General features: G+C 64.6%; 23 protein-coding genes. 15 read left to right on the forward strand and 8 right to left on the reverse strand.

Annotated elements, in window-relative coordinates; all coding sequences use genetic code 11:
• Positions 1-40: 40 nt before the first annotated feature.
• Together tgt and queA are read right to left on the reverse strand one after the other, a co-directional pair.
• On the reverse strand, positions 41-1177 hold the full coding sequence (gene tgt / locus HV765_RS25560; RefSeq protein ID WP_054422560.1) for a tRNA guanosine(34) transglycosylase Tgt: 1137 nt from the start codon (positions 1175-1177) through the stop codon (positions 41-43).
• Positions 1174-2232 carry a tRNA preQ1(34) S-adenosylmethionine ribosyltransferase-isomerase QueA gene (gene queA, locus HV765_RS25565; RefSeq protein ID WP_175171407.1) on the reverse strand — a complete coding sequence of 353 codons (1059 nt, stop codon included), beginning with the start codon at positions 2230-2232 and terminating at the stop codon, positions 1174-1176. Before queA ends, tgt begins: the two co-directional genes overlap by 4 nt.
• Positions 2233-2458: 226 nt before the next feature.
• Here queA and HV765_RS25570 point away from each other — a divergent pair, with 226 nt between their 5' ends.
• The 3 genes from HV765_RS25570 (at position 2459) to upp (ending at position 5968) form a co-directional block, all read left to right on the forward strand.
• Positions 2459-3613, forward strand: a complete 1155-nt coding sequence (locus HV765_RS25570) for an ABC transporter substrate-binding protein (RefSeq protein ID WP_054422558.1) — start codon at positions 2459-2461, stop codon at positions 3611-3613.
• A gap of 111 nt (positions 3614-3724) precedes the next feature.
• Complete coding sequence (gene dacB, locus HV765_RS25575; protein WP_054422557.1) at positions 3725-5173, forward strand: D-alanyl-D-alanine carboxypeptidase/D-alanyl-D-alanine endopeptidase; 1449 nt, start codon at positions 3725-3727, stop codon at positions 5171-5173.
• Between the two features lie 156 nt (positions 5174-5329).
• Positions 5330-5968, forward strand: coding sequence for a uracil phosphoribosyltransferase (gene upp, locus HV765_RS25580; RefSeq protein WP_054422556.1), 639 nt, complete (start codon positions 5330-5332; stop codon positions 5966-5968).
• Between the two features lie 60 nt (positions 5969-6028).
• Here the strand turns inward: upp and cysG are convergent, their stop codons facing one another.
• Positions 6029-7426 carry a siroheme synthase CysG gene (gene cysG / locus HV765_RS25585; RefSeq protein ID WP_175171408.1) on the reverse strand — a complete coding sequence of 466 codons (1398 nt, stop codon included), beginning with the start codon at positions 7424-7426 and terminating at the stop codon, positions 6029-6031.
• Between the two features lie 239 nt (positions 7427-7665).
• Here cysG and HV765_RS25590 point away from each other — a divergent pair, with 239 nt between their 5' ends.
• The 4 genes from HV765_RS25590 to HV765_RS25605 all read left to right on the forward strand — a co-directional run bounded on the left by HV765_RS25590 (position 7666) and on the right by HV765_RS25605 (position 9629).
• Positions 7666-8391, forward strand: a complete 726-nt coding sequence (locus tag HV765_RS25590) for a hypothetical protein (RefSeq protein ID WP_082387012.1) — start codon at positions 7666-7668, stop codon at positions 8389-8391.
• An 83-nt stretch (positions 8392-8474) separates the two neighbouring features.
• Positions 8475-8792, forward strand: coding sequence for an ElaB/YgaM/YqjD family protein (locus tag HV765_RS25595; RefSeq protein ID WP_006221213.1), 318 nt, complete (start codon positions 8475-8477; stop codon positions 8790-8792).
• A 69-nt stretch (positions 8793-8861) separates the two neighbouring features.
• Positions 8862-9278, forward strand: coding sequence for a phage holin family protein (locus HV765_RS25600; protein WP_054423290.1), 417 nt, complete (start codon positions 8862-8864; stop codon positions 9276-9278).
• A 3-nt stretch (positions 9279-9281) separates the two neighbouring features.
• Positions 9282-9629 carry a hypothetical protein gene (locus HV765_RS25605; RefSeq protein ID WP_175171409.1) on the forward strand — a complete coding sequence of 116 codons (348 nt, stop codon included), beginning with the start codon at positions 9282-9284 and terminating at the stop codon, positions 9627-9629.
• 93 nt (positions 9630-9722) lie between these two features.
• Here the strand turns inward: HV765_RS25605 and ubiD are convergent, their stop codons facing one another.
• Complete coding sequence (ubiD, locus tag HV765_RS25610) at positions 9723-11267, reverse strand: 4-hydroxy-3-polyprenylbenzoate decarboxylase (protein ID WP_175171410.1); 1545 nt, start codon at positions 11265-11267, stop codon at positions 9723-9725.
• A gap of 82 nt (positions 11268-11349) precedes the next feature.
• Here ubiD and HV765_RS25615 point away from each other — a divergent pair, with 82 nt between their 5' ends.
• Positions 11350-12168, forward strand: coding sequence for a lytic transglycosylase domain-containing protein (locus HV765_RS25615; protein ID WP_054422551.1), 819 nt, complete (start codon positions 11350-11352; stop codon positions 12166-12168).
• Between the two features lie 81 nt (positions 12169-12249).
• On the opposite strand, the gene HV765_RS25620 is transcribed toward HV765_RS25615, so the two are convergent.
• Complete coding sequence (locus HV765_RS25620; RefSeq protein ID WP_175171411.1) at positions 12250-13410, reverse strand: pyridoxal phosphate-dependent aminotransferase; 1161 nt, start codon at positions 13408-13410, stop codon at positions 12250-12252.
• A 43-nt stretch (positions 13411-13453) separates the two neighbouring features.
• Here HV765_RS25620 and HV765_RS25625 point away from each other — a divergent pair, with 43 nt between their 5' ends.
• From HV765_RS25625 to HV765_RS25640, 4 genes are all read left to right on the forward strand, one after another.
• A complete protein-coding gene (locus tag HV765_RS25625; protein WP_175171412.1) occupies positions 13454-14344 on the forward strand; it encodes an FAD-binding protein in 891 nt (296 codons plus the stop codon).
• Between the two features lie 136 nt (positions 14345-14480).
• Positions 14481-16769: an NADP-dependent malic enzyme gene (locus HV765_RS25630; RefSeq protein ID WP_175171413.1), complete on the forward strand. Its 2289-nt coding sequence runs from the start codon at positions 14481-14483 to the stop codon at positions 16767-16769.
• Positions 16750-17979 (forward strand): patatin-like phospholipase family protein, encoded by a 1230-nt coding sequence (locus tag HV765_RS25635; protein WP_420840165.1) that lies wholly within the window; start codon positions 16750-16752, stop codon positions 17977-17979. Before HV765_RS25630 ends, HV765_RS25635 begins: the two co-directional genes overlap by 20 nt.
• Positions 17976-18443, forward strand: a complete 468-nt coding sequence (locus tag HV765_RS25640) for a barstar family protein (protein ID WP_054422548.1) — start codon at positions 17976-17978, stop codon at positions 18441-18443. Before HV765_RS25635 ends, HV765_RS25640 begins: the two co-directional genes overlap by 4 nt.
• Before the next feature lie 57 nt (positions 18444-18500).
• Here HV765_RS25640 and HV765_RS25645 read toward each other — a convergent pair whose 3' ends face one another.
• On the reverse strand, positions 18501-19232 hold the full coding sequence (locus HV765_RS25645; RefSeq protein WP_175171414.1) for a 16S rRNA (uracil(1498)-N(3))-methyltransferase: 732 nt from the start codon (positions 19230-19232) through the stop codon (positions 18501-18503).
• A 33-nt stretch (positions 19233-19265) separates the two neighbouring features.
• On the reverse strand, positions 19266-19688 hold the full coding sequence (locus HV765_RS25650; protein ID WP_175171415.1) for a hypothetical protein: 423 nt from the start codon (positions 19686-19688) through the stop codon (positions 19266-19268).
• A 241-nt stretch (positions 19689-19929) separates the two neighbouring features.
• On the opposite strand from HV765_RS25650, the gene tkt reads away from it, so the two are divergent.
• From tkt to HV765_RS25665, 3 genes are all read left to right on the forward strand, one after another.
• Entirely contained in the window at positions 19930-21966 is a 2037-nt protein-coding gene (gene tkt, locus HV765_RS25655) for a transketolase (RefSeq protein ID WP_175171416.1), read from the forward strand.
• 14 nt (positions 21967-21980) lie between these two features.
• The gene (gap, locus tag HV765_RS25660) at positions 21981-22991 is read left to right on the forward strand and encodes a type I glyceraldehyde-3-phosphate dehydrogenase (protein WP_006221200.1); all 1011 of its coding nucleotides are present in this window, start codon (positions 21981-21983) and stop codon (positions 22989-22991) included.
• Positions 22992-23084: 93 nt separating this feature from the next.
• The gene (locus HV765_RS25665; protein ID WP_054422544.1) at positions 23085-24281 is read left to right on the forward strand and encodes a phosphoglycerate kinase; all 1197 of its coding nucleotides are present in this window, start codon (positions 23085-23087) and stop codon (positions 24279-24281) included.
• Positions 24282-24413: 132 nt separating this feature from the next.
• On the opposite strand, the gene HV765_RS25670 is transcribed toward HV765_RS25665, so the two are convergent.
• Positions 24414-25406 (reverse strand): Bug family tripartite tricarboxylate transporter substrate binding protein, encoded by a 993-nt coding sequence (locus HV765_RS25670; RefSeq protein ID WP_175171417.1) that lies wholly within the window; start codon positions 25404-25406, stop codon positions 24414-24416.
• Positions 25407-25662 lie beyond the last annotated feature (256 nt).

Here is a 25662-nt window from a genome sequence, read left to right on the forward strand (position 1 = left end):
GAATTCCCGATAGAAAAGGCCCCCCTGGAAAAAGGCCGGTTTATTCGATGCCGCGCGCCCGGTCGGCGGCGAACTGCGCGCGCCATGCGTCGAAACGCCCGGCGGCGATCGCTTCGCGCATTTCCTTCATGATAGTCAGATAGAAATGCAGATTGTGCAGCGTGTTCAGGCGCGCGCCGGTGATCTCGTTGGCCCGCTGCAAATGATGCAGATAAGCGCGCGAAAAATTCCCGCAGGTGTGGCACGAGCAGCTGGGGTCCAGCGGGCGGGTGTCGTCGCGGTACTTGGCGTTGCGGATCTTGACGTCGCCAAAGCGGGTGAACAGCCAGCCGTTGCGCGCGTTGCGGGTGGGCATGACGCAGTCGAACATGTCTACGCCGCGGCTCACGCCTTCGACCAGGTCTTCCGGCGTGCCCACACCCATCAGGTAGCGGGGGGCTTGCTCCGGCAGCTTGGGCGTCACGTGCGCCAGGATGCGCATCATGTCTTCTTTGGGTTCCCCCACCGACAGGCCGCCGATGGCGTACCCGTGGAAACCGATGTCTTGCAGGCCCGCCAGCGATTCATCGCGCAGCGATTCGTACATGCCGCCCTGAACGATGCCAAAGAGCGCGTTCGGGTTGCCCAGGCGGTCGAATTCGTCGCGCGAGCGGCGCGCCCAGCGCAACGACATGCGCATCGAGCGGGCAGCTTCTTCCACCGTGGCCGGGCGGCCGTCGATTTCGTAAGGCGTGCATTCGTCGAACACCATGACGATGTCCGAATTCAGCGAACGCTGGATGCGCATGGATTCTTCGGGCGTCAGGAACAGGCGCGCGCCGTCGATCGGGGAGGCGAACTTCACGCCTTCCTCGGTGATCTTGCGCATGCCTTGCAGGCTGAACACCTGGAAGCCGCCCGAGTCGGTCAGGATGGGCTTGTCCCACTGCATGAAGCCGTGCAGGCCGCCGTGCTTTTCCATGATTTCCGTGCCCGGGCGCAGCCACAGGTGGAACGTGTTGCCCAGCACGATCTGCGAGCCGATCTCTTTCAGCTCGTGCGGCATCATGGCCTTCACGCTGCCATAGGTGCCCACAGGCATGAAGATGGGCGTCTCGACCACGCCGTGATTCAGCGTGATGCGGCCGCGGCGGGCGCCGCCGTCAGTGGCGAGCAGTTCGAAATTCAGTCCGGTCATGGGGCGGGGGACTCGATAAACATGGCGTCGCCATAGCTGAAGAAGCGGTAGCGCTGGGCCACCGCATGGGCGTAGGCGCGGCGGATCGGCTCGACGCCGGCCAGCGCCGACACCAGCATCAGCAGGGTCGACTGGGGTAAGTGGAAGTTGGTGACCAGCGCGTCCACCACACGGTACGTGTAGCCGGGGGTGATGAACAAGCGGGTGTCGCCTTGGGCGGCAGCCAGCGGCAGGCCGGGGGCCGTGCGGCCTTCGGTCTGTGCGGCGGCGGACTCCAGGGCGCGCACGCTGGTGGTGCCAACGGCGATGACGCGGCCGCCCTTGGCGCGGGTGGCGGCGATGGCGTCCACGGTAGCCTGCGGCACCGTGAACCATTCGGCGTGCATGATGTGGTCGGCCAGATTGTCCACGCGCACCGGCTGGAACGTGCCTGCGCCGACGTGCAGCGTGACAAAAGCGCGCGCCACGCCCAGGCTGGCCAGGCGGTCAAGCGTGGGCTGGTCAAAGTGCAGGCCGGCTGTGGGCGCGGCCACCGCGCCCGGTTCGCGGGCGTAGACCGTTTGATAACGGTCATCGTCGCCCGCGTCGGCCGCGTGCGTGATGTAGGGCGGCAGCGGGGTCGCGCCATGGGCGTCCAGCAAGTCCAGCACGGGGCCAGGGAAGCGGATGTCGAAAAGCTCACCTTCGCGGCCCAGCACCGTGGCGTCAAACGCGTCGGCCAGGCGCAGCACCATGCCAGCGCCGGGCGACTTGCTGGCGCGCACATGGGCCAGCACGCGGTCAGGTTCGGTGATGCGTTCGACCAGGACTTCGATCTTGCCGCCCGTGATCTTGTGCCCGGCCAGGCGCGCCTTGATTACGCGCGTGTCGTTGAAGACCAGCAGGTCGTCCGGGCGCAGCAGGCCGGCAAGGTCGGCGAATTGGCGGTCGTGCAGCTGGCTTGCGGCGTCCAGATGCAGCAGCCGGCTGGCCGTGCGTTCGGCGGCGGGCGTCTGCGCAATCAGCTCGGGCGGCAGCTCGTAATTGAAATCGGAAACGGTCAGGGACTGGGTCACGCGGATATCTGTCTGTCAGTGAGGGCCGGCGGCGCAAAACGCAGGCCGCGACGGCCGGGCGAGCTCGGGGCAACCGGCTATTGTAAAGGGGACGGTTAATAGGGGCGGAACAGAGGGGATTCCGAGGGGGTTGCGCCGCGCCATTCCCGCCGTATAACTGCGTTCACCGCCGTAGCGGATCGGCGTCGTCCTTACAACGACATCCGCGCACCCAAGGAGACCGCGCATGACCCCTCGTAGCACCTTGATGGCCGCCGCCCTGGCGGCCTTGATGATGGCGGGCGGCTCGCCCGCGCTGGCGCAAGTGAAGATTGGCGCCACCCTGTCCACGACCGGCCCGCAGGCGTCGCTGGGCATCCCCGAACGCAACACCATCAGCCTGTTGCCCACCGAAATCGGCGGCATGAAGGTTGAATACATCGTCCTGGATGACGCTTCCGACACCACCCGGGCCGTCAGCAATTCCCACAAGCTGATCTCCGAGAACAAGGTGGACCTGATCATCGGTTCCACCACCACGCCCAACACGATGGCCATGCTGGATACGGTGGCAACCGGGGCCACGCCCGTTATTACGCTGGCCTCGTCGGCCCGGCTGATTGACCCGGTGGACGACAAGCGGCGCTGGGTGTTCAAAACGCCACACTCCGATTCGCTGATGGCCGAAGGCATCGCCCGCCACGCCGCCGCCAATGGCGTGAAGAAGCTGGGCTTCATCGGATTCAACAACGCCCTGGGCGAGACCTTCTGGGTGGAAGTCGAGAAGGCGGCCAAGAAGCACGGGATCGAGGTGGTGGGCAGAGAAAGCTTCGCGCCGGCCGACACCTCGGCCGTCGCCCAGACCTTGAAATTGATCGGCGCGGCGCCCGACGCCGTGGTGGTGGGCGCGTCTGGCACGCCGGCCGCCATGCCCGCCCGGGCGCTGCGCGAACGCGGCTTCAAGGGCAAGATCTATTTCAACCATGGCGTGGCCAACAACGATTTCCTGCGCGTGTGCGGCACGGCCTGCGAGGGTGCCTGGGTGCCGGTCGGGCCGGTGATGGTGGCTGACCTGCTGCCCGCTGACAACCCGGTCAAGGCCACGGCGCAGGCGTTCGCGAAGAAGTACGAGGCCGCCAACGGGGCGGGCAGCGTGTCGCTCTTCGCCGCCTACACCTGGGACGTGGGCCTGCTGCTGCAACAGGCGATTCCCGTCGCGCTGAAAACGGCCAAGCCCGGCACGCCCGAGTTCCGGGCCGCGCTGCGCGACGCCCTGGAGAACGTCAAGAACCTGCCGACCGCGACGGGCGTGGTCAGCATGAGCCCCACCGATCACAACGGGCTGGACGAGCGGGCGCTGGTCATGGCGACCGTGGCGTCCGGCAAGTGGCGCTTGCAGTAAACCGCCGGGCGCGGGGCGGGCGGGCGGTTTCCAGCAGGCCTGGCCGCCCGTAACCGTCTCAGGTTTTGTATGCTCTCGGGTTTGCAGGACTAGCAACCGGGTGGACAAGGCATGACGGGACAAGCGAATAAGCGGGTGGGCGGGCTGAAGCAATGGCTGGCCGGCGGGCTGCTGGCCCTGTCCGCGGGGGCGGCCTGCGCGCAAGTCCAGGGCTTGCCGCCCAACGTCGTCAACGCCTGGAAGGCCACCAAGCTGCCCGACAGCGCGCTGTCGCTGGTCGTGCAAGAGCTGGGCGGGCAGCGTCTGGTGGCGCTGAACGCGAAGGAGGCTCGCAACCCGGCTTCGGTGATGAAGCTGGTTACCACCTGGGCCGCGCTGTCCGAGCTTGGCCCCAACTATGTCTGGCGCACGGAATTCATGACGGCACCGGGCGCGCGCCCCGACGCCAAGGGCGTGCTGGCCGGCCCCTTGTATCTGCGGGCGGGCGGCGACCCCCAATTTCTGATGCAAGACCTGTGGGCGCTGCTGCGCGAACTGCGCTTGCGCGGGGTCAAGCAGATCAACGATCTGGTTATCGACCGCAGCATCTTTGGCCAGGTCGCAACCGACCCGGGCGCCTTCGATGGCGCCCCGGACCGCGCCTATAACGCCAGCCCCGACGCCCTGATGGTGGGTTTCGGTGCGCTGCGCCTGCTGTTCACGCCAGACGCCGCCGCCCATAAATGGGTGCCGCTGATCGATCCGCCGTTACCCGGCCTGAAGATCGAAGGCAGCGTGGAATGGAGCGACATCCGCTGCCCCGGCCCCCCGGTGGTGACGACCGAGCCGCTCATCACCCAACAAGGCGTGACGATCCGCGTGGGCGGCAAAGTGGCGGGTTCTTGCGGCGAATTCAGTTTGTACCGGCTGGCGTTGTCGCAACCCGACTACGCCACCGAAATCTTCCGCATGCTCTGGAAGGAGTTGGGCGGCACGTTCAAGGGGCAGGTCCGGGCGGGCATGGTGCCGGCTGACGCCGTGGTGCTGGCCTCGCATGATTCGCCGACGCTGGCCGAGGTGATCCGCCAGATCAACAAGCGCAGCAACAACGTCATGGCGCGCACGCTGCTGTTGACCTTGGGCGCCGAACGCGGCCGCCGGCCCGCTACCGTGGGCAGCAGCGAGGCCGTGGCCAAGGGGCTGCTGGTCAAGCAGGGGCTGGACATGCCGGAGCTGGTCATCGACAACGGCGCGGGCCTGTCGCGTGATGCGCGCGTGTCGGCTGACAGCCTGGCTTCGATGTTGACCGTGGCCTGGAATTCGCCGGTTATGCCGGAGTACATTTCGTCCTTCGCCATTGCGGGGGTGGACGGCACGGTGCGCCGCCGCCTGAAAGGCGATGGCACGCAGGGCATGGCCCACCTGAAGACGGGGTCGCTGCGCGACGTGCGCTCGATTGCCGGGTACGTGCTGGGCGCCAGCGGCAAGCGCTATGTGGTGGTCAGCATCGTCAACCATGAGCAGGCGGGCGCTGTCCGGGCGTTTGACGACGCGCTCATCGCCTGGCTTGCCGATCAATAGACCACAACAACAGGCCGCAACAACAGGCCACAACTTTCTTAAACCGATTACGATCCTCGGGTGTGGCTCGAAAACGGGCGACGCAAACGCGTTGCGCCGGTCTGGTTCCCCCGAGGCGATAACCCCTGTATTTCAATATTCTGGAGAGTTACGCACATGCCTGTGCACGAAATCCGCCATCCGCTGATCCGCCATAAGCTCGGGATCATGCGTCGCGCAGACCTCAGCACGAAGAGCTTCCGTGAGTTGTCGCAGGAAGTGGGCGCGCTGCTTACCTATGAGGCGTCCAAGGATCTGCCGCTGGCGCCGACCACCGTGGAAGGCTGGTGTGGCCAGGTTCAAGTCGAGAAAATTGCGGGCAAAAAGGTCACGGTCGTGCCGATTTTGCGCGCTGGCATCGGCATGCTGGACGGCGTGCTCAGCCTGATTCCGGGCGCCAAGGTCAGCGTGGTGGGCGTGGCCCGCAACGAAGAAACGCTGGAAGCGCACACGTACCTGGAACGCCTGGTGGGCGAACTGGACCAGCGCCTGGCGCTGATCGTCGACCCCATGCTGGCCACGGGCGGCTCCATGGTTGCTGCTATCGACCTGCTCAAGCGCGCCGGCTGCAAGGAAATCCGCGCGCTGGTGCTGGTGGCGGCGCCGGTGGGTATCGATACCGTGCTGGCCAAGCACCCGGACGTGCATATTTATACGGCGTCCATCGATGACGGCTTGAACGAACACGGCTACATCATGCCGGGCCTGGGTGATGCGGGCGACCGCATTTTCGGGACCACGCAAAAGACGGATTGAAAGGCAGGGCCGGGGTGACGTTGCGTCATGTTGCGTTCCCCCGGCCTTTTCCTCAGCCGGTCACCGCCCCTCCAGATGCTGCCCAAACCATTGGAGTTTCGGCGCGAGACCGGCGACCTCGCCCACGATCAACAATGCGGGCGAATGAATGCCATGTTCCGCCGCCAATCGGGGTAACGCCTCCAGCGTGCCGGACAGCACCCGCTGTTCCGGCCGGCTGCCGTTTTCAATCAACGCGAACGGGGTCTGGGCGGCGCGTCCGTGGCTCAGCAGCCTGCGGGTCAGCAGGTCCAACTGCCCCACACCCATATAGAACGCCAGCGTCTGCTTTTCACGCGCCAGCGCGGGCCAATCCAGGTTGTCTTCATCTTCGCGGCAATGCGCCGTGATCAGGCGTACCGATTGCGCGTGCTCGCGGTGCGTGAGCGGAATGCCCGCATAGGCCGCACAGGCTAGTGCGGCGGTAATGCCCGGCACCACTTCATAACGCACGCCGTGCGTGCGCAGATATTCCAGTTCTTCGCCGCCCCGGCCAAAAATAAACGCGTCGCCGCCTTTCAGCCGCACTACGCGGCGGCCCGCTTGCGCATGTTCCACCAGCAGCGCGTGGATGCGGGCCTGCGTGGCGTGGTGGTTTTCGCCGGGCAGCTTGCCTACGGGCACGCGGTCGGCATCGCGGCGCGCCAGCGACATGATGTCGTCGCTGACCAGGCGGTCGTACAGAATGACGTCTGCTTCGTTCAGCGCGCGCAATGCCTTCAAGGTCAGCAGGCCGGGGTCGCCAGGGCCGGCGCCGACCAGCACGACGCTGCCGTCGGCAGGCGCGATGGGCGTGTCCAGCGCGTCAGACAACGCGGCTTCGGCCTGTGCGGGTTGCTGCTGGCGCAGAAAGCCAGCGACGGGGCCGTCCAGCAGCCAGTCGTAGAAGCGGCGGCGCGCGCCCAGATCCGGGTGGCTTGCACGAATGCGCTTGCGGTAGGTTGCGGCCAGCGCGGCCAATTGGCCCAGCGTGTGGTCGAACAGCGATTCGATGCGCTCGCGTACGCGGCGCGCCAGCACGGGCGCCACGCCCGACGATGAAATGGCCACGATGACGGGCGAGCGGTCAACGATGGACGGCACCTGAAAGGACGACAGTTCGGGGTCGTCCACCACATTGGCAAAGATGCGGCGCGCGCTGGCCGCGTCCGATACGGTGGCATTGGCGCTGCGATCGTCCGTTGCGGCCACCACCAGCCAGATGTCGTCCAGCCAGGCTGGGTCGAACCGGCCGGGCAAATAGCGAATGCGGCCGTCTGCGGCAAGCGCCGTCAGCGCAGGCGTGAGTTCCGGCGCGCCCACGACGACATCTGCGGCGGCTTCCAGCAGGGCAAGCGTCTTGCGCTCCGCCACCGCGCCGCCGCCCACCACCAGCACCCGCCGATTTTTCAGATCGGCAAAAATCGGGAAAAGCTTCATCTCTTAGCCGCCTCGGGTGTCCCCGGCAAAATATCACCCGATGATAGGGACGGGTTTACATCCCCACAACTTTTGATTTCATGAATCCATATTTCCAGAACTTATTTGACGGGGGCGCTCTGCGAACGCGCGTTTCGGACACGTTCCGACATACGCCGCCCGGTTTAACCGGTGTAGTATCAAACCGCCGTTCGCTCGGGCGGGCGGCGCTTTCCGGATATATGGAGTGGCTTGTGACGATGCGAAAAATGGCATCCCTGATTTTGGCGGCGGGCGCGCTGGGCGCGGCCGCGTCGGCGCAGGCCGGCGTTTGCGATGCGCAGTTCATGCATGACGGCGGCGCGGTGCAACTGACCGGCTCGGGCAACTTGTCCTTGGGCGCTGACCTGACCTTCGCCGAGGTTACAAAAAGCAATGGCGACAACTGCCGCGCACGCGTGCAAGGCGTCGCCACGTTCAGCTATGCAGGCCTGCCGCCGGGCAAGTCCAAGCTGGATTATTTGATGACGGTAAAGGGCGGCCAAGCCACCTTTTTGCGCTACGCCAATGCCGGCGAAGCCCCGCAACCTTCCGAAGGCCAGTTTGATTTGCGCATGCTGGGTTTGTTCGCGTACGACGGCAAGCTCAACCCGGGACAAAAACTGCCCGGCTCGTCGTTCCGTTTGAAGATCGGCAAGGAAGCGCCGGTGGGCGGCCAGCCCAGCACAACGGTGCGCATCGGCGAGAAATCGGTGGGCCAGAAGAAGGCGGTGAACACGGCGCTGGGCAACCAGTCGTGCCATCCCATCACGTATACGCGCAACTCGGACCCCACGATGGCGACCTTCCAAGGTTTGACCATTCCGATCCCCGGCATGAACACGACCGTCACCGATTGGTATTGCCCCGCGGTGAACCTGGTGATGAAGCAAGACATTGATCAAGGCGGTGTAAAGTCAGCCGTTGAAATTACGCAGATCAAGTAGCACACAGTATCAAGCGGGCCATGCTGCGGGCATGGCGGCTGGTATGATGTTTTCGTCATAGACACACAACAGGAGCTCAAAAAATGGCCACGAGAAAATCCGAAGAAGTCGCAAAAGAAAAACTCATCGACAGTGTCAAGACCAGTTTGAATGACGCCGAAAACCTGCTGCGCGAAGCGGCCGGCACCACCGGCGAAAAGGCAAACGAACTGCGTGACCGCGCCATGACCTCGCTCAAGCGCACGCGCGAAGCCCTATACGAAGCCCAAGACGCCGTGCTGGAGCGTGGCCGCAAAGCCGCTCGCGCCACCGACGACTACGTGCACGACAATCCCTGGCAAGCCATCGGGATCGCAGGCGTGACCGGCCTGCTGCTCGGCTTGCTGATCAGCCGCCGCTGATAAGGCTTGGACGTCCGGGCGGGCCGCGCCGGCATCTTGCCGCGCTGCCCGCCCGGTGTCCTTCATGCCATGGGTCTACGAAAATCTGTTTTCGGAGTTGCGTCCAGCCTGGTCGGGTTGGTACGCACGCGCCTCGAGTTGCTGGCGCTGGAAGCCGCCGACGAGAAATCGCGCTTGCTCAAACTGTTGGGCATGGCATTTGCCGCGTTGCTCTTCTTGACGTTGGCGGTGCTGGTGTTCACGGTGACTGTCGCCGTGCTGTTCTGGCCCACAGAAGACCGCTATCTGGCCCTGGGCCTGCTGGCTGCCTTCTACGGCATTGTCGGCGTGGCCTTGTTGCTGGTGGTGCGGCACGGCTTGGTCTACGGCGCGCCGCCTTTCGCGGCCACGCTCGAAGAACTGGGCCGTGATGCGGAATTGCTGGAACGCATCCGCGATGCGCAAGACGACGATCCCCCGCCCACGCGCCGACGCGAGGAGGACTGAACCATGTCGAAAAGGTCTCCTATCGTTGATCGCGCCGTGCGTATCGAATTGCTGCGCGCGCGCGCAGCCATCGAGCGCGAATCGCTGGCGCAGAATATCGTGTCGACGGGCCACAAGCTGGAACCCGCATCCATCATCCGGGGCTTGCTGCCTCGGTTGGCGGCGGGCGGGGCCTCGCGCTGGGCATTGCAGGCCATCACGATGGCGCGCCGTTATCCGCTGGTCAGCTCGTCGTTGTCCACGTTGTTCATGCGTGGCGGCAACCGGTCCAAGGTGCTCAAGATTGCCGGGGGCGCATTGGTCGGCTGGCAGTTGTACAAGCTCTGGCAAAGCTCGCGGGACGGCTCGTAGTAATCGTCGTCTCGCAGCCCGCCTTGCCAATAAAAAACCCCGTCCGTAACGCGTTACGGACGGGGTTTTTTCTTTGTGGTGACTTGAGCGGGTTTACAGGCCCAATTGGCCCCAGATGTCGTCCACGCGTTTCTTGACGTCGGCGTCCATCGTGATGGGGGTACCCCATTCGCGATTCGTTTCGCCCGGCCATTTGTTGGTGGCGTCCAGGCCCATCTTGCCGCCCAGGCCGGAGACCGGGGATGCAAAGTCCAGATAGTCGATCGGCGTGTTTTCCACCAGCAGCGTGTCACGCACCGGGTCCATGCGGGTGGTCATCGCCCACACCACTTCCTTCCAGTCGCGCGGGTTGATGTCTTCGTCCACCACCACGATGAACTTGGTGTACATGAACTGGCGCAGGATGCTCCACAGGCCAAACATGACGCGCTTGGCGTGACCCGCGTACTGCTTGCGGATCGACACCACCGCCAGGCGGTAGCTGCACCCTTCGGGCGGCAGGTAGAAATCCACGATTTCCGGCAACTGACGGCGCAGCAGCGGCACGAACACTTCGTTCAGCGCCACGCCCAGCACGGCGGGCTCGTCGGGCGGTTTGCCGGTGTAGGTGGAGTGATAGATGGGATTGCGCCGCATCGTGATCCGCTCGACCGTGAAGACCGGAAACCAATCTTGCTCGTTGTAGTAGCCGGTGTGGTCGCCGTAGGGGCCTTCCAGCGCCATTTCGTAGTCGCTGTTGGGCGGCGGGTTCACGCCTTCCGGCACCACAGGCTTGATGGCGCGCGGGTCGGAAGACGGCAGCAGATGGCCTTCCAGCACGATTTCGGCCCAGGCCGGCACCGACAAATTGCTGCCTAGCGCCTGCGCCACCTCGGTGCGCGAACCGCGCAGCAGACCGGCGAACTGGTATTCGGACAGGCTGTCGGGCACGGGGGTGACGGCGCCCAAGGTGGTGGCCGGGTCAGCGCCCAGCGCAACGGCGATGGGAAACGGCGTGCCCGGGTTGGCCAGGGCGTGGTCCCGGAAGTCCAGCGCGCCGCCGCGGTGCGACAGCCAGCGCATGATCAGCTTGTTCGGCCCCAGCAATTGCTGGCGGTAGATGCCCAGGTTTTGGCGCTTGGCGTTGGGGCCACGCGTAATCACCAGGCCCCACGTCAGAAGCGGCGCCACGTCGCCGGGCCAGCAGGTTTGAATCGGCAGGCGGGTCAGGTCCACGTCCTTGCCTTCCCAGACCACTTCCTGGCAGGCCGGGCTTTTGACGTTCTTGGGGCTCATGTCCCACAAGGCGGCCTTCAGCATCGAGACCTTGGCCAGCGCATCGCGCAGGCCTTTGGGCGCTTCGGGTTCGCGCAGCGATGCCAGCAGCTCGCCGATGTCGCGCAGCGCGCTGACGTTGTCGGCGCCCATGCCGCGGGCCACGCGCGACGGCGTTCCGAACAGATTCGTAAGCACCGGCATCTCGGCCGGCTTGCCGTCGTGCTGGGCTTTTTCGAACAGCAGGGCGGGGCCTTCGGCGCGCAGCACACGGTCGGAAATTTCCGTCATTTCCAGCCGGGTGGACACCGGCGCGCCGATGCGTTTGAGGTCGCCCATGCGTTCAAGTTGGGCGAGGAAGTCTCTAAGGTCGCGGTATTTCACTACAGATCCCAGCGATTTGGTTACATTTTACGGAGAAAGAGAGGTTAACATTGACTCCCTCTTTTTCACGCAGGAGGTTTTTATGCCCGATGCGTCAGTGGCCAACCTGTTCAGGAATATGGCCCAAGGAGTGCACGAATATCTTGCCGAGTCCTTGCGTATCTGCTCAGTCTATCTGGGCATCGCGGTGATTGTGACGGTAAGCATGGGATTTGCCCTGCCTGGTTTGCGCGATCAGGCATTGCAAGTGCACAAAGCCTTGTTGACCGCCCTAGCGCCTTCATCCATGCAATCCGGCACCGAATCCGATGTCGGCTCCGAGTTGGGTTCCGACACTGCGTCGGCGATTGCCATGGCCGTTCCAACCGCTCCCGCCAGCAATGCCACCGGCATGCTGGGGCCGGCTCGCGTCGCGCCGCCCGTACCGAAGAAGCCCGCCTTGGTGGCGACCGGTCCGCAAGCCGAAGCATTGCGCAACTATATCTCGCGCAAGTACAAGGTGGCCTATGACGCCACCGGTCCGCTGTTGAACACCGTGTATAAGGTCAGCCGCGAAAAGCAGCTGGACCCCTTGCTGGTGCTGGCGGTGATCGCCATCGAGTCCCGCTACAACCCGCTGGCCGAAAGCCATGTGGGCGCGCAGGGCCTGATGCAGGTCATGACCAGCGTGCACCAGGAGAAGTTCGACGCGGTCGGCAAGACGGCGCTGGACCCGATCGCCAATATTGGTGTCGGGGCCACGATCTTGCGCGACTGTATCAACCGGCGCGGGTCCGTCGATGGCGGCCTGGCCTGCTACGTGGGTTCCACGGGGCCGGACGACAACGGCTATGGCGCAAAGGTGCAGGCTGAACGCCGGCGCTTGGCGCTGGCCTCGGGTATTGCTCTGGCTCGGGATTAAGTCCGGAAACCGGCACGTCGCCACGCCTGCCTGCAAGCCCGCAAGGCGCGCTCCATTGGAGCGCGCCTTGTGCTTTGGGGGTCAACGACCCAGGAATTTACCGATTCGCGCCACCGCCTCTTCCAGGCGGTCCAGGCCGGTGGCATACGAAAAGCGCATGGTGTGCGCGCCGTGGGCGGGGCCGAAGTCCACGCCCGGCACGGCCGCCACGCCCGCTTCCAGCAGCAGGCGCTGCGAGAACGTGTTGCTGTCCATGCCCTGGTTGCTGATGTCGGCGTAGATATAGAACGCGCCGTCCGGCTTGACCGGCACCTGGATGCCCAGGCGCTCGAATTCGGGCAGCAGGTAATCGCGGCGCTGCTTGAAGGCTTCGCGGCGGTGCTCAAACGTTTTCATGGCCTGTTCAGTAAAGCACGCCAGCGCGGCGTGCTGCGCCAGCGTGGGCGCGCAGATGGCCAGGCTGGCGGCAATCTTTTCTACCGGCGCCACCATGTCTTCAGGCACGATCATCCAGCCCAGGCGCCAGCCCGTCATGTGGAAGTACTTCGAGAAGCTGTTGATGACGATGATGTCATCGTCCAGCGTCAGGGCCGAGCGCGGCTGGCCGTCATAAGACAGGCCCAGATAAATTTCGTCGACGATGGCGAAGCCGTCGCGGGCGCGCACTTGCGCCAACAACTCGGCCAGCTCGTCGTGGGCGATGCTGGTGCCAGTGGGGTTGCTGGGCGAGGCCACCATCACGCCTTGCGTGGCAGGCGTCCAGTGCTGGGCCACGTCCTGGGCCGACAGCTGGAAGCGCTTCTCGGCCGAACTTGGAATCAGGCGCGGCACGCCGCCCGCGGCCAGCACGAAGTTGCTGTTGGCAGGGTAGGCCGGGTCCGGCATCAGGACTTCGCCGCCGCTATTGACCAGCGCCGCGCAGGCCAGCGTCAACGCGCCCGACGCGCCGGCGGTGACGATGACGCGGGCCGGATTGATCTTGGCGCCGAACTGGTCGTGGTAGAACTGCGCAATGGCTTCGCGCAATGGCGTAATACCTGCGGGCGGGCTGTAGCCGCTGAGCCCGGCGCGTGCGGCGCGCTCCAGCGCTTCCACCACTTGAGGGGGCGCGGTAAAGTCCGGTTCGCCAATGCCCAGGCTGATAATGTCCTTGCCCGCCGCTTGCAGCGCTTGCGCCTGCTTGAAGAGTTCGACCGCGTGAAAGGTCAGAAAATCATGAGTGCGAGTAGCTAAGCGGGGCATTGGATTCTCGAAAGCGTCTTGTAGCGAAAAAGGAATTGTAGTCATGCAGCCATCCCGGCGCGCCTTCCTGCTAGGCCGGCGGCCTGCCCAGACTCCGTGGGCAGCCTTCATGCAGCGTCTGAAGCTGCTTTGCCAAGGGCAGGTTCAAGACCTGGGCGAAGACGGCCCTGGCGGGGCGCAAGCCATTCTGACGCCGACGCGCGACGCTGATGTCGCGCATGCGCGCACGCTGTGCGCGGAGTACCGCATTGTGATGACGCTGGAAGGGGCAACCGGGCCGTATGCGCTGTCTGCCCGCCCGCGGCTGCGCATCGACCCTTCCGCATTGACCGGGCTGGCCCGGTTGGCGGGTGAGCCGCCGCGCTGGCGGGCCCAGCCAGGCGTGCCGCTGGCTGCCTTGGCCCAAGCCGGGTTGCGGCAATTCGCGGATTTTCCGGGCGCCATGACCCTGGCCGAATGGCTGGCGGCGCCCGCGCCTTGGCCTGCCGGGCAGTGCGCGGCCTCGGGCGTACTGGCGGTGGACGTGATGCTGGCAGATGGCATCGAAGAAACGCTTGGCCCCTTCGGCGAGGCCGACGTGCAGCCCCTGCGCTCGGCCACCGTGCAAAGCCTGGTGCCAGCGCTGTTCCAGCTGGCTTCGGGCGGTGATGCTTTCGCCACGCACGATGGCTATCACTGGCTGGGCCGCTACCGCCTGGATGCACTGAAACCCCTGGCCCCGGCCACCGTCAACCTAGCGCACCTGCTGCTCGGGCATGGCGGCACGCTGGCGTGGGTGCAAAGCGTGACGCTGACGGCTGCGCCGGCCTGGAACGAGACCGGCCCCGCGCCCGAAACCCTGGGGCTGGCGACCGTGCGGCTGGATGGGCGAGTGAAGACCTTGTTCGATCCGGATGGTCGTTTTCCCTTATTCCTGCCCCGCGCTACCGAATAGAAATTCAGCTTGCTGTAAGATTTCGCCGCTCGTCCCCAATTAAGAGGGTGGCTCGCCGCAGACGTATCGCGCTGGCCGTCATGGGAATAGAATTCCTCCCTCTCCGTGTCTCACTTATTAGCTAGTAGCCGCCCCTATGGATGCCAACCTTCGCAAAGCCGCCCTTGAATATCACGAGCATGGGCGCCCCGGCAAAATCTCGGTCACGCCGACCAAGCAACTGACGAACCAGCGCGATCTGGCGTTGGCGTATTCGCCCGGCGTGGCGGCGGCCTGTGAGGAAATCGTGGCCGACCCGGCCAACGTGTTCCGCTACACCGCGCGCGGCAACCTGGTGGGCGTGATCACCAACGGCACGGCCGTGCTGGGCCTGGGCAATATCGGCGCGCTGGCATCCAAACCGGTGATGGAAGGCAAGGCGGTGCTGTTCAAGAAGTTCGCCGGCCTGGATGTTTTTGACATCGAAATCAACGAAACCGATCCGGACAAGCTGGTCGAAATCATCGCCGGCCTGGAAGCCACGTTCGGCGGCATTAACCTGGAAGACATCAAGGCACCCGAATGCTTCACCGTTGAGCGCAAGCTCCGTGAACGCATGAAGATCCCGGTTTTCCATGACGACCAGCATGGCACCGCGATCTGTGTATCGGCCGCGTTCATCAACGGCTTGAAGGTCGTGGGTAAAGACATCAAGAAGGTCAAGGTTGTGACCTCGGGCGCGGGCGCCGCTGCCTTGGCTTGCCTGGACCTGATGGTGGACCTGGGTCTGCCGCTGGAAAACATCTGGGTGACGGACATTGAAGGCGTGGTCTATGAAGGCCGCACCGTGTTGATGGACCCGGACAAGGCGCGCTTTGCGCAGAAAACCGACGCCCGCAAGCTGGCCGAAGTGATCCAGGACGCCGACGTGTTCCTGGGCCTGTCGGCAGGCCGCGTGCTGAAACCTGAAATGGTTGCTGCCATGGGCACGCGCCCGCTGATTCTGGCGCTGGCCAACCCGACCCCGGAAATCCTGCCGGAACTGGCGCACTCGGTACGTGACGATGTGGTCATGGCCACGGGCCGTTCGGACTACCCGAACCAGGTCAACAACGTGCTGTGCTTCCCGTACATTTTCCGTGGTGCGCTGGATGTGGGCGCCACGACCATCACGCGTGAAATGGAAAAGGCGGCGGTGTACGCCATTGCCCAGCTCGCGCAGGAAGAGCAGAACGAAGTCGTCGCCGCGGCGTATGGCACGTTCGATATTTCATTCGGCGCCGAATACCTGATTCCCAAGCCGTTCGACCCGCGCCTGATCGTGCGCATCGCCCCGGCAGTGGCCAAGGCCGCCATGGACGGCGGTGTCGCCACGCGCCCGCTGGCTGATTTGGAAGCCTACGAAGCACAGTTGCAGCAGTTCGTGTACCACTCGGGCGCGTTCATGAAGCCGCTGTTCTCGGCGGCCAAGCGCATCGTGCGCGAAGGCGGCCCGGCCCGTATCGTGTTTGCGGAAGGCGAAGACGAACGCGTGCTGCGCGCCGTGCAAGTGGTGGTGGACGAAGGCCTGGCGCGTCCCATCCTGGTGGGCCGTCCGTCGGTGCTGCTGACCCGCATCGAAAAGCTGGGCCTGCGCTTGCGTCTGGGCGAAGACGTTGAAGTCACCAACCCGGAATACGACGAACGTTTCCATCAATACTGGACGACGTACTGGGAACGCATGTGCCGCCGCGGCATCACCAAGGAAATGGCGCGCGTGGAAATGCGCCGCCGCATGACCTTGATTGGCGCGATGATGGTTCACTTGGGCGACGCCGACGGCATGGTTTGCGGCTCGGTGGGCGCGTATCACGATCACCTGCGTTTTGTAGATGAAGTGATTGGCCGCCGCCCCGGCCACAACGTATATGCCGCCATGAACATCCTGCTGCTCAACGAGCGCACGGTGGTGCTGGTGGACACGCACGTGAACGACGAACCGTCGGCCGAACAGATCGCGGAATTCACGATCGCGGCCGCCAACGAAATGCGCCGGATGTACCTGGCGCCGAAGGTGGCGCTGCTGTCGCGGTCGAACTTCGGTTCGGGCAGTTCGGCGTCTGGCGCCAAGATGCGCCGTGCGCTGGAAATCGTGCGCGAGCAAGCGCCCGACCTGGAAATCGACGGCGAAATGCACGGCGACTGCGCGCTGGACGAAGCGCTGCGCATGCGCATCCTGCCGTCGTCCACGTTGAAGGGCGAAGCGAATCTGCTGGTGTGCCCGAACGTGGACTCCGGCAATATCGCCTACAACCTGCTCAAGACGGCAGCCGGCGGCAACGTGGCGGTGGGCCCGTTCCTGCTGGGCTGCAATGCGCCGGTGCATATTCTGACCTCCAGCTCGACCGTGCGCCGCATCGTCAACATGACCGCGATGACTGTGGTCGATGTCAACACGCCACGTTGAAGTCAGTCCCGCCGGCCCGGCGTGCCCACGCACGCCGACCGGTCTGGTCCTGACGGGTGGCGGCGCGCGAGCCGCCTATCAGGTCGGCGTGCTCAGCGCCATCATGGAGCTGCTGGACCCCGACTGGCACTCGCGCTTTCAGAATCCCTTCGACATCATTTGCGGCACCTCGGCCGGCGCGATCAACGCCGCCGCGCTGGCGTGCCGCGCCGACCGCCCGCACCTGGGCGTGCGCCGCATCCGCCGGCTGTGGTCGTCGCTGAACACCGACATGATTTACCGCGCCGACGCGCCGGGCCTGATCCGCACGGGCGTGCGCTGGCTGGGCCTGCTGGCGCTGGGCTGGATGTATTCGGGGTTGACGCGCAAGCGGCCGCAATCGCTGCTGGACAACAGCCCCATGGAAGCCCTGCTGGGGCGGGTGCTGGACTTTGGCAACTTGCGGTCCAATCTTGAACGCGGTTCGCTGTCGGCGCTGGCGATTACCGCGTCGGGCTACACCAGCGGCGAGCATCTGACGTTCTACCAGGCGCACACGCCCATCGAGCCCTGGCACCGATATCTGCGCCTGGCCATTCCCACGCCGATCAGCATGGATCATCTGATGGCGTCGTCGTCGATTCCGTTCGTGTTCCCCGCCCGCCAGGTGCAGGTGCATGGTAAGGGCGAGTGGTGCGGCGACGGCTCCATGCGGCAACTGGCCCCGATCAGTCCGGCCATTCATCTGGGGGCGCATCGGGTGATGGTGATTGGCACAGGGTTCCGCGACGACACCCACCCTGAGCACCGGGCGGATTCGCCGCCGTATCCCTCTTTGGCCCAAGTGGGCGGCCATGCGCTGTCGAGCATTTTCCTGGATGGCTTGTCGGTCGACGTTGAGCGCTTGGAGCGCATCAATTACCTGATGGACCACGCCACGCCGGACGGCGCGACCGTGAATGTGCGGCGCATTCAGGTGCTGACGATCACGCCCAGCCAGTCGCTGGACACGATGGCGCTGGAACACTTGAACGACATGCCTGCACAAGCCCGTGCTCTTTTCCGCGTACTCGGTGTATCGTCCGATCCACGCCGTCCAGGAGGCGGGGCCCTGATGTCCTATCTCTTGTTCGAATCCAGCTACACCAAGCGATTGATCGATCTGGGTTATGCCGATACGATGCAGCGTAACGACGAAGTGATCGCCTTTTTCAAGGAGGCTCAGGCATGACGCGCAATGGCCAATCTACGTTGCAGAAGCAGCTTCTGCGCGGCGGAGCGCTTCCTCATGAAGGGCTGGACAAGAAGGCCGTGGTGGATGCCTCCCACGAACTGGGCCTGTCCTTGTTCGTTGCCAACTGCGATCCTGCCAGGAGCCGTTCTGCGGTGCTGCGCGCCATCGTCAAGGCGGTGGACTTCCCCGAATACTTCGGCGGCAATCTGGATGCGCTCTATGACTGCCTGTGCGACACGGTGCTGGATCACAAGATTGGCGTCGTGCTGTGGCTGTACCGGCTGCATTCCGGCGACCCGGTCTTGGAAGAGGATGCCGCCCGCATTGAAACGGTGTGTTCGGACGCAGCCGATTTTGCCCGCGAGAACGGGCGCATCTTTGCGTTTGTTATTGAACACGCAGGCAAGCACCCCGACCCGGAGCCCGGCATTGCGGCCGCGCCTTACGGCGAAAACGACTGATCGCTACCCGCCCAACCGCTACCAGTCCAACCGCCAGCTAAACCGCCAGCTCAAACGCTACCAGCCCAACAAGGCGCTGACAGCAGATATCAGCGCCAGCCCGGCGGTCTCGGTTCGCAGCACACGCGGGCCGAATCGCACGGCCTGCACACCCGCCTGGCGGGCGAGTTCCAATTCCTTGTCAGACCAGCCCCCTTCAGGCCCCACCAGCAAGGTCAGCGCCTGCACGCCGGGCGTGGCGCGCAGTGCGCCAGCCAGGTCGTCAGCCGCTTCGGGGTGGCACAACAGGCGCGGGCCTTCGGCAGGCAGAGCCAGCCAGTCGGCCAGTGATTGCGGGGCATCCACCGCCATCAGCCGGTTGCGGCCACATTGCTCGGCGGCGGATTGCGCAATGCGCTGCCAATGCGCCACGCGCTTATCCAGCCGGGGGCCAGACAGTTGCAGCACGCTGCGTTGCGCGGCGATGGGGCTGACGCGCGCGGCGCCCAGTTCCACGGCTTTTTCCACCACCCAATCCATCTTGTCACCCGAAGGCAGACCCTGCACGAGGGTGATGCGTCCGCCAAGCTCGGCTTCGCGAGCGGTGAAATCACCCAGTTGAGCAAAGCCCGCCTTGCCTTCAACGTCCAGCACGGCGGGGTACTCGCCACCCTGGCCATTGAACAGCACAACGGTTTCACCGGCTTTTAACCGCAGCACGCGCAGTGCGTGGTGCGCCAGCGCTTCGGGCAAGGCGATGCGGGTGCCGGCGGAAAGGGGGATGTCGCAAAAGAAGCGGGGGGCGGACATGGGGTTCTGGCGAAGAAGGGGCGGGCGATCAGATTATTTGAGCGCGTAGCCTACCATCTTGACCCCCCATTCCAGGAAGGTGGGCGCGCTGGACGCCAGGTTCAGGCCCAGCAGCGTCAGAAACCCCACGGTCATTTTCTTGTCCAGGCGCATGAACTGCGCGCGCAGGTCGGCCAGATCTTCGTGGGTGGCGAAACGCTTGAGTTCTTCGCGGGTGGGCAACTGCGCAATCTGATTGCGGATTTCAGCCAGTTCTTCACGGCGCGCGAAGGGGGCAATCATGGTGGCCATTTCATTGCGCCAGTCCTGCCGAAGCTTGGCGGCCAGTTCGGCTTCGCCTTTGATCTGGGCGTGCTCAAGTGCGCGCGCCACCGCAATGGCGCGCTCTTCGCCCAGGGCGGTGCGCAATGCCATGATGCCTTCGACAGGAATGGTGAGGTTCAGCATGAGGCCCATGGTAGGCGGCTCCGGTAGAGGGGTACAGGGCCACATCCTGAATGTCAGACCACATTCCCGCAATTGTGGGATGTACGCTAATACTTCTCTCGCGGAAACGGCTGATTACATCGCGCATTACATCGAGCTTAAGGGGGATGGCGTGAGGGAAATCCCCTGATGCTAAAATCGTCTGCTTCGCAACCCACTCAACTGGCCCCTATATTTCCTGTAGACGGGTCAGCTTCAAAGAGCCTTCCGAATGAGCAATCCGACCGCCCCTAAACTTGCCTTGGCGGATGCCATCCGCGCCCTCGCGATGGATGCCGTGCAACAAGCGAACTCCGGGCATCCGGGTGCACCCATGGGCATGGCGGAAATCGCCCAAGCCTTGTGGACGGGCAACCTGCGCCACAACCCCAAAGATCCCGCCTGGGCCAACCGCGACCGCTTCGTGCTGTCCAATGGCCACGGCTCGATGCTGATCTACGCCCTGCTGCACCTGACGGGCTACGATCTGCCGATCGAAGAACTGAAGAACTTCCGCCAGTTGCATTCCAAGACGCCGGGCCACCCCGAAGTGGGCATCACCCCGGGCGTGGAAACGACCACCGGCCCGCTGGGCCAGGGCCTGGGCAACGCCGTGGGCATGGCGCTGGCTGAAGCGCTGCTGGCTGCTGAATTCAACAAGCCCGGCCACAACATCGTCGACCACCACACCTACGCCTTCACGGGCGACGGCTGCCTGATGGAAGGCATCTCGCACGAAGTGTGCTCGCTGGCCGGCACGCTGAAGCTGTCCAAGCTGGTCGTGCTGTATGACGACAACGGCATCTCCATCGACGGTCACGTCGAACACTGGTTCGCCGACGACACCGCCAAGCGTTTCGAAGGCTACGGCTGGAACGTGATCCGTGGCGTAGACGGCCATGACGTCGCCGCCGTGGACGCCGCCATCAAGGCCGCGCGTTCGCAATCGGAAAAGCCCACGTTGGTGATCTGCCGCACCGTGATCGGCAAGGGTTCGCCCAACATGGCCGGCACGCACAACGTGCACGGCGCGCCGCTGGGCAAGGACGAAATCGCCGCCACGCGCGCTGCGCTGGGCTGGTCGTCGGAACCCTTCCAGATTCCGCAAGCCGTGTACGACGGCTGGGATGGCCGCAAGCAGGGCGCAGCCGCCCAAGCCGAATGGCAATCTGCGTTTGACGCCTACGCCGCCGAATTCCCCGCCGAAGCCGCTGAATTCACGCGCCGCATGAAGGGTGAATTGCCCGAAGGCTACAACGAACAGTTCAAGGCATTCCTGAACGCCACGCTGGAAAAGGCCGAAACCGTGGCCACCCGCAAGGCCTCGCAATTCGCCATTGGCGCGCTGGCGCCGGTGCTGCCGGAAATGCTGGGCGGTTCCGCTGACCTGACCGGTTCCAACTTCACCGACTGGAAGGGCGTTGCCGCCGTTCGCGCCGGTGACAAGGGTATCCAGTTCGGCCGCCACATCAACTACGGCGTGCGCGAATTCGGCATGGCCGCCATCATGAACGGCGTGGCCCTGCACGGCGGCTACCTGCCCTTCGGCGGCACATTCCTGACGTTCTCCGACTACTCGCGCAACGCCATCCGCATGGCCGCGCTGATGAAGCAGCGCGTGGTGCACGTGTTCACGCACGATTCGATCGGCCTGGGCGAAGACGGCCCGACCCACCAATCCATCGAACACGCCGCCAGCCTGCGTTTGATCCCCAACCTGTCGCTCTGGCGTCCTTGCGATACGGCCGAAACCGCCGTCGCCTGGAATGCTGCCGTGACGCGCCCGACCAGCATCGGCATGGACGTCCATGACGGCGGCCCGACGGCCCTGTTGCTGTCGCGCCAGAACCTGCCGTTCGTGCCGCGCGACGCCGCAACCGTTGACGCCATTGCGCGTGGCGGCTACGTGCTGCGCGATGCCGAAGGCGCCCGCGCCGTCATCATCGCCACGGGTTCGGAAGTGGCCATCGCGCTGGACGCGCAGGCGCAGCTGGCCAAGGAAGGCGTTGCTGTGCGCGTGGTCTCCATGCCCAGCACCGACGTGTTCGATAAGCAAGATGCCGCCTGGAAACAATCCGTGCTGCCCAAGGGCCTGCCGCGCGTGGCTGTCGAAGCCGGCGTCACCGCCTTCTGGCACAAGTACGTGGGCCTTGAAGGCGCCGTGGTCGGCATCGACCGCTACGGTGAGTCCGCTCCGGCCGGCGCACTGTTCAAGTTCTTCGGGCTGACCGCCGACAAGGTGGCCGAGACCGTCAAACAGGTTTTGTAAAAAAGGAGCTTAGTATGACTATTCGCGTCGCCATCAACGGTTACGGTCGCATCGGCCGCAACATCCTGCGTGCCCACTACGAAGGTGGCAAGAAGCACGATATCGAAATCGTCGCCATCAACGACTTGGGCGACCCCAAGACCAACGCGCACCTGACGCGTTACGACACCGCCCACGGCAAGTTCCCGGGCACCGTCGAAGTCGACGGCGACTTCATGGTCGTCAACGGCGACAAGATCCGTGTGCTGGCCAACCGCAACCCGGCTGAACTGCCCTGGGGCGAGCTGAAGGTCGACGTGGTTCTGGAATGCACGGGCTTCTTCACGACGAAGGAAAAGGCCGGCGCGCACATCAAGGGCGGCGCCAAGAAAGTCATCATCTCGGCCCCGGGCGGCAAGGATGTGGACGCCACCATCGTCTTCGGCGTGAACCACGGCGTGCTGAAGTCGACGGACACCGTCATCTCGAACGCTTCGTGCACCACCAACTGCCTGGCCCCGCTGGTCAAGCCGCTGAACGACAAGCTGGGTCTGGAGAACGGCCTGATGACGACCGTTCACGCCTACACCAACGACCAGGTCCTGACCGACGTCTATCACGAAGACCTGCGCCGCGCGCGTTCGGCCACGATGAGCATGATCCCCACGAAGACCGGCGCTGCCGCCGCCGTGGGCCTGGTGCTGCCGGAACTGAACGGCAAGCTGGACGGCTACGCCATCCGCGTCCCGACCATCAACGTGTCGCTGGTTGACCTGTCGTTCGTGGCCAGCCGCGACACGACCGCCGAAGAAGTGAACAGCATCCTGAAGGCGGCGTCGGAAGGCGAGTTGAAGGGCATTCTGGACTACAACACCGAGCCCCTGGTTTCGGTGGACTACAACCACAACCCGGCCTCCAGCACCGTTGACGCGTCGCTGACCAAGGTCTCGGGCCGTCTGGTCAAGGTCTCGTCCTGGTACGACAACGAGTGGGGCTTCTCGAACCGCATGCTCGACACCACCGTCGCGCTGATGTCGGCCAAGTAAGCAACACGGTCAGTCCAGAGGGGACGGATTTATTTTCCGCCATTGCGGAAAATGGGTTCGTCCCCTTTGTTCGCCCATCGTAGGAATTCAAATATGTCCAAGGTCAATACCCTGTCCGCGCTGGCCAAGTCCGGCGCACTGTCCGGCAAGCGCGTGTTCATTCGTGCCGACTTGAACGTGCCGTTCGATGATGCCGGCCGCATTTCCGAAGACACCCGCATCCGTGCGTCGGTGCCCGGCATTCGCCTGGCGCTGGATGCCGGCGCCGCCGTGATGGTCACGTCCCACTTGGGCCGCCCGAAAGAAGGCGTGCTGACCGAAGCCGACTCGCTCGCCAAGGTTGGCCAGCGCCTGTCCGAATTGCTGGGCATGCCCGTGCAATTGGTGCGTGACTGGGTCGATGGCGTGCAGGTGGATCACGGCCAGGTCGTGCTGCTGGAAAACTGCCGCGTGAACGTCGGCGAAAAGAAAGACGACGAAGCGCTGGCCAAGAAGATGGCCGCGCTGTGCGACGTCTATGTCAACGACGCGTTCGGCACCGCCCACCGCGCCGAAGCCACCACGCACGGCATCGCGCGCTTTGCGCCCGTGGCCTGCGCCGGCCCCTTGCTGGAAGCCGAGCTCGACGCGCTGGGCCGTGCGCTGCACGAACCCAAGCGCCCGCTGGTCGCCATCGTGGGCGGCTCCAAGGTGTCGACCAAGCTGTCCATCCTGCAATCGCTGGCCGACAAGGTTGACCAGCTGGTGGTGGGTGGTGGCATCGCCAACACCTTCCTGCTGGCCGCTGGCCTGCCGATTGGCAAGTCGCTGGCGGAACCCGACCAGGTGGATCAGGCGCGCGCCGTGATCGAACTGATGAAGCAGCGCGGCGCGGCCGTGCCGATTCCGGTGGACGTGGTGTGCGCCAAGGCGTTCGGCGCGGATGCTGAAGCGACGGTGAAAGCCGCCACCGATGTGGCCGACGACGACATGATTCTGGACATCGGCCCGCAGACCGCGGCGCAGTTGGCCGAGATCCTGAAGAAGGCTGGCACCATCGTCTGGAACGGCCCGGTGGGCGTGTTTGAATTCGACCAGTTCGCCAACGGCACCGAAGTGGTGGCGCGCGCCATCGCGGAATCGGACGGCTTTTCGATTGCGGGCGGCGGCGACACGCTGGCCGCCATCGCCAAGTACGGCATCGGCGAACAAGTCGGCTACATCTCGACGGGCGGCGGCGCATTCCTGGAATTCCTGGAAGGCAAAACCCTGCCGGCCGTGGCCGTGCTGGAAGCCCGCGCGGCAAAGTAAATGGCGGGGCGGGCACGTTCGCAACGTGTCCGCGCGCCATGCAAAAACGCCCCTTTCGGGGCGTTTTTTTCGTCCAGCCAGATGTGCCGGCGCCAGATGCCGGCGCCAGATGCGGGCGCCAGATGCCGGTAGCTATTCCATCTTCGCGCCCGAGATCTTCACGATCTCTGCATACCGCGCAATTTCAGATTGAATAAACGCGCTGAACTGCTCCGGCGTCTGACCGGCCGGCACCAGCGCGCCCATGCTTTCCATGCGCTGCTTCACTCCCGGCGTGGCCGTGACGGCGTTCACTTCTTTGTTCAGGCGTTGCACCACATCGGCCGGCGTGCCGGCAGGGGCGACGATGCCGTACCAGGCCGACGCAATCATCTTCGGCACCCCGGCTTCCTCGAACGTGGGTACGTCCGGCAGCGCCGGCAAACGCTGGTGCGACGCAACGGCCAGCGCGCGCAACGCGCCTGCTTGCACCTGGGCCAATGAACCCGTGTCCAGCATCATGTCGACTTGTCCGGCCAGCAGATCCGACACGGCGGGGCCGCTGCCCTTGTAGGGAATGTGCAGCACGTCCGCACCGGTCAGATGCTTGAACAGCGCGCCCGCCAGGTGCTGCGACGACCCCACGCCGCCCGAGCCGTAATTCAGCTTGCCCGGCTCAGCCTTGGCGGCGGCCACCAGGTCCGCCACCGATTTGAAGGGTGACTGCTTGGGCACTTCCAAAATGTTCGGGATCTCGGCCACGAAAGCGACGGGTGCGAAGTCCTTGGACGCATCGAACCCCAGGCGCGAATACAGATGCGGGTTCGCAGCGTTGGTGGAGCTGGTGGCCATCAGCAGGGTGTAGCCGTCCGCCTTTTCGCGCACGAACGACGCCGTGCCGATATTGCCGCCTGCGCCGGCCTTGTTGTCCACGATCACCGTCTGGCCCAGGCGTTCCGTCAGGCGCTGCGCCAGCAGGCGCGCAAGCGAGTCAGTGGCGCCGCCCGGGGGCCATGGCACGACGAGTTTGATGGGGCGCTCGGGGTAGCTTTGGGCGTAGGCGGCGGGGGCGGCGCCAGCGGCAACCGCGGCAAGCCCGGCGACAGCGAGCGCGCGGCTGGCGCGCCGCAGGAAGGCGAAGGACATGGAGTCTCCAGATGTGCCGGCCGTTGTGTCCGCATCGGGTGGGCGAGGCGGCGGGCCGTGTCGGTGTGCAATGACGCGGCGTGTCGCCGCTTTTCTTATGCGAGGGACTCTACGCAATCCTCCTTTCCTGCAAAAGAGATAAATAATCAACAAACTCTATTCCATAAGGGAATGAAATGCGGGAATGGAATGCGAATGGATTGAGGGATGGCACGCGGCGGTCGTTTGATCTAAAACGGTTTGGTGCGCCTGCCCT

It is taken from the genome of Achromobacter kerstersii (assembly GCF_902859595.1).
Lineage (GTDB): Bacteria > Pseudomonadota > Gammaproteobacteria > Burkholderiales > Burkholderiaceae_B > Achromobacter > Achromobacter kerstersii.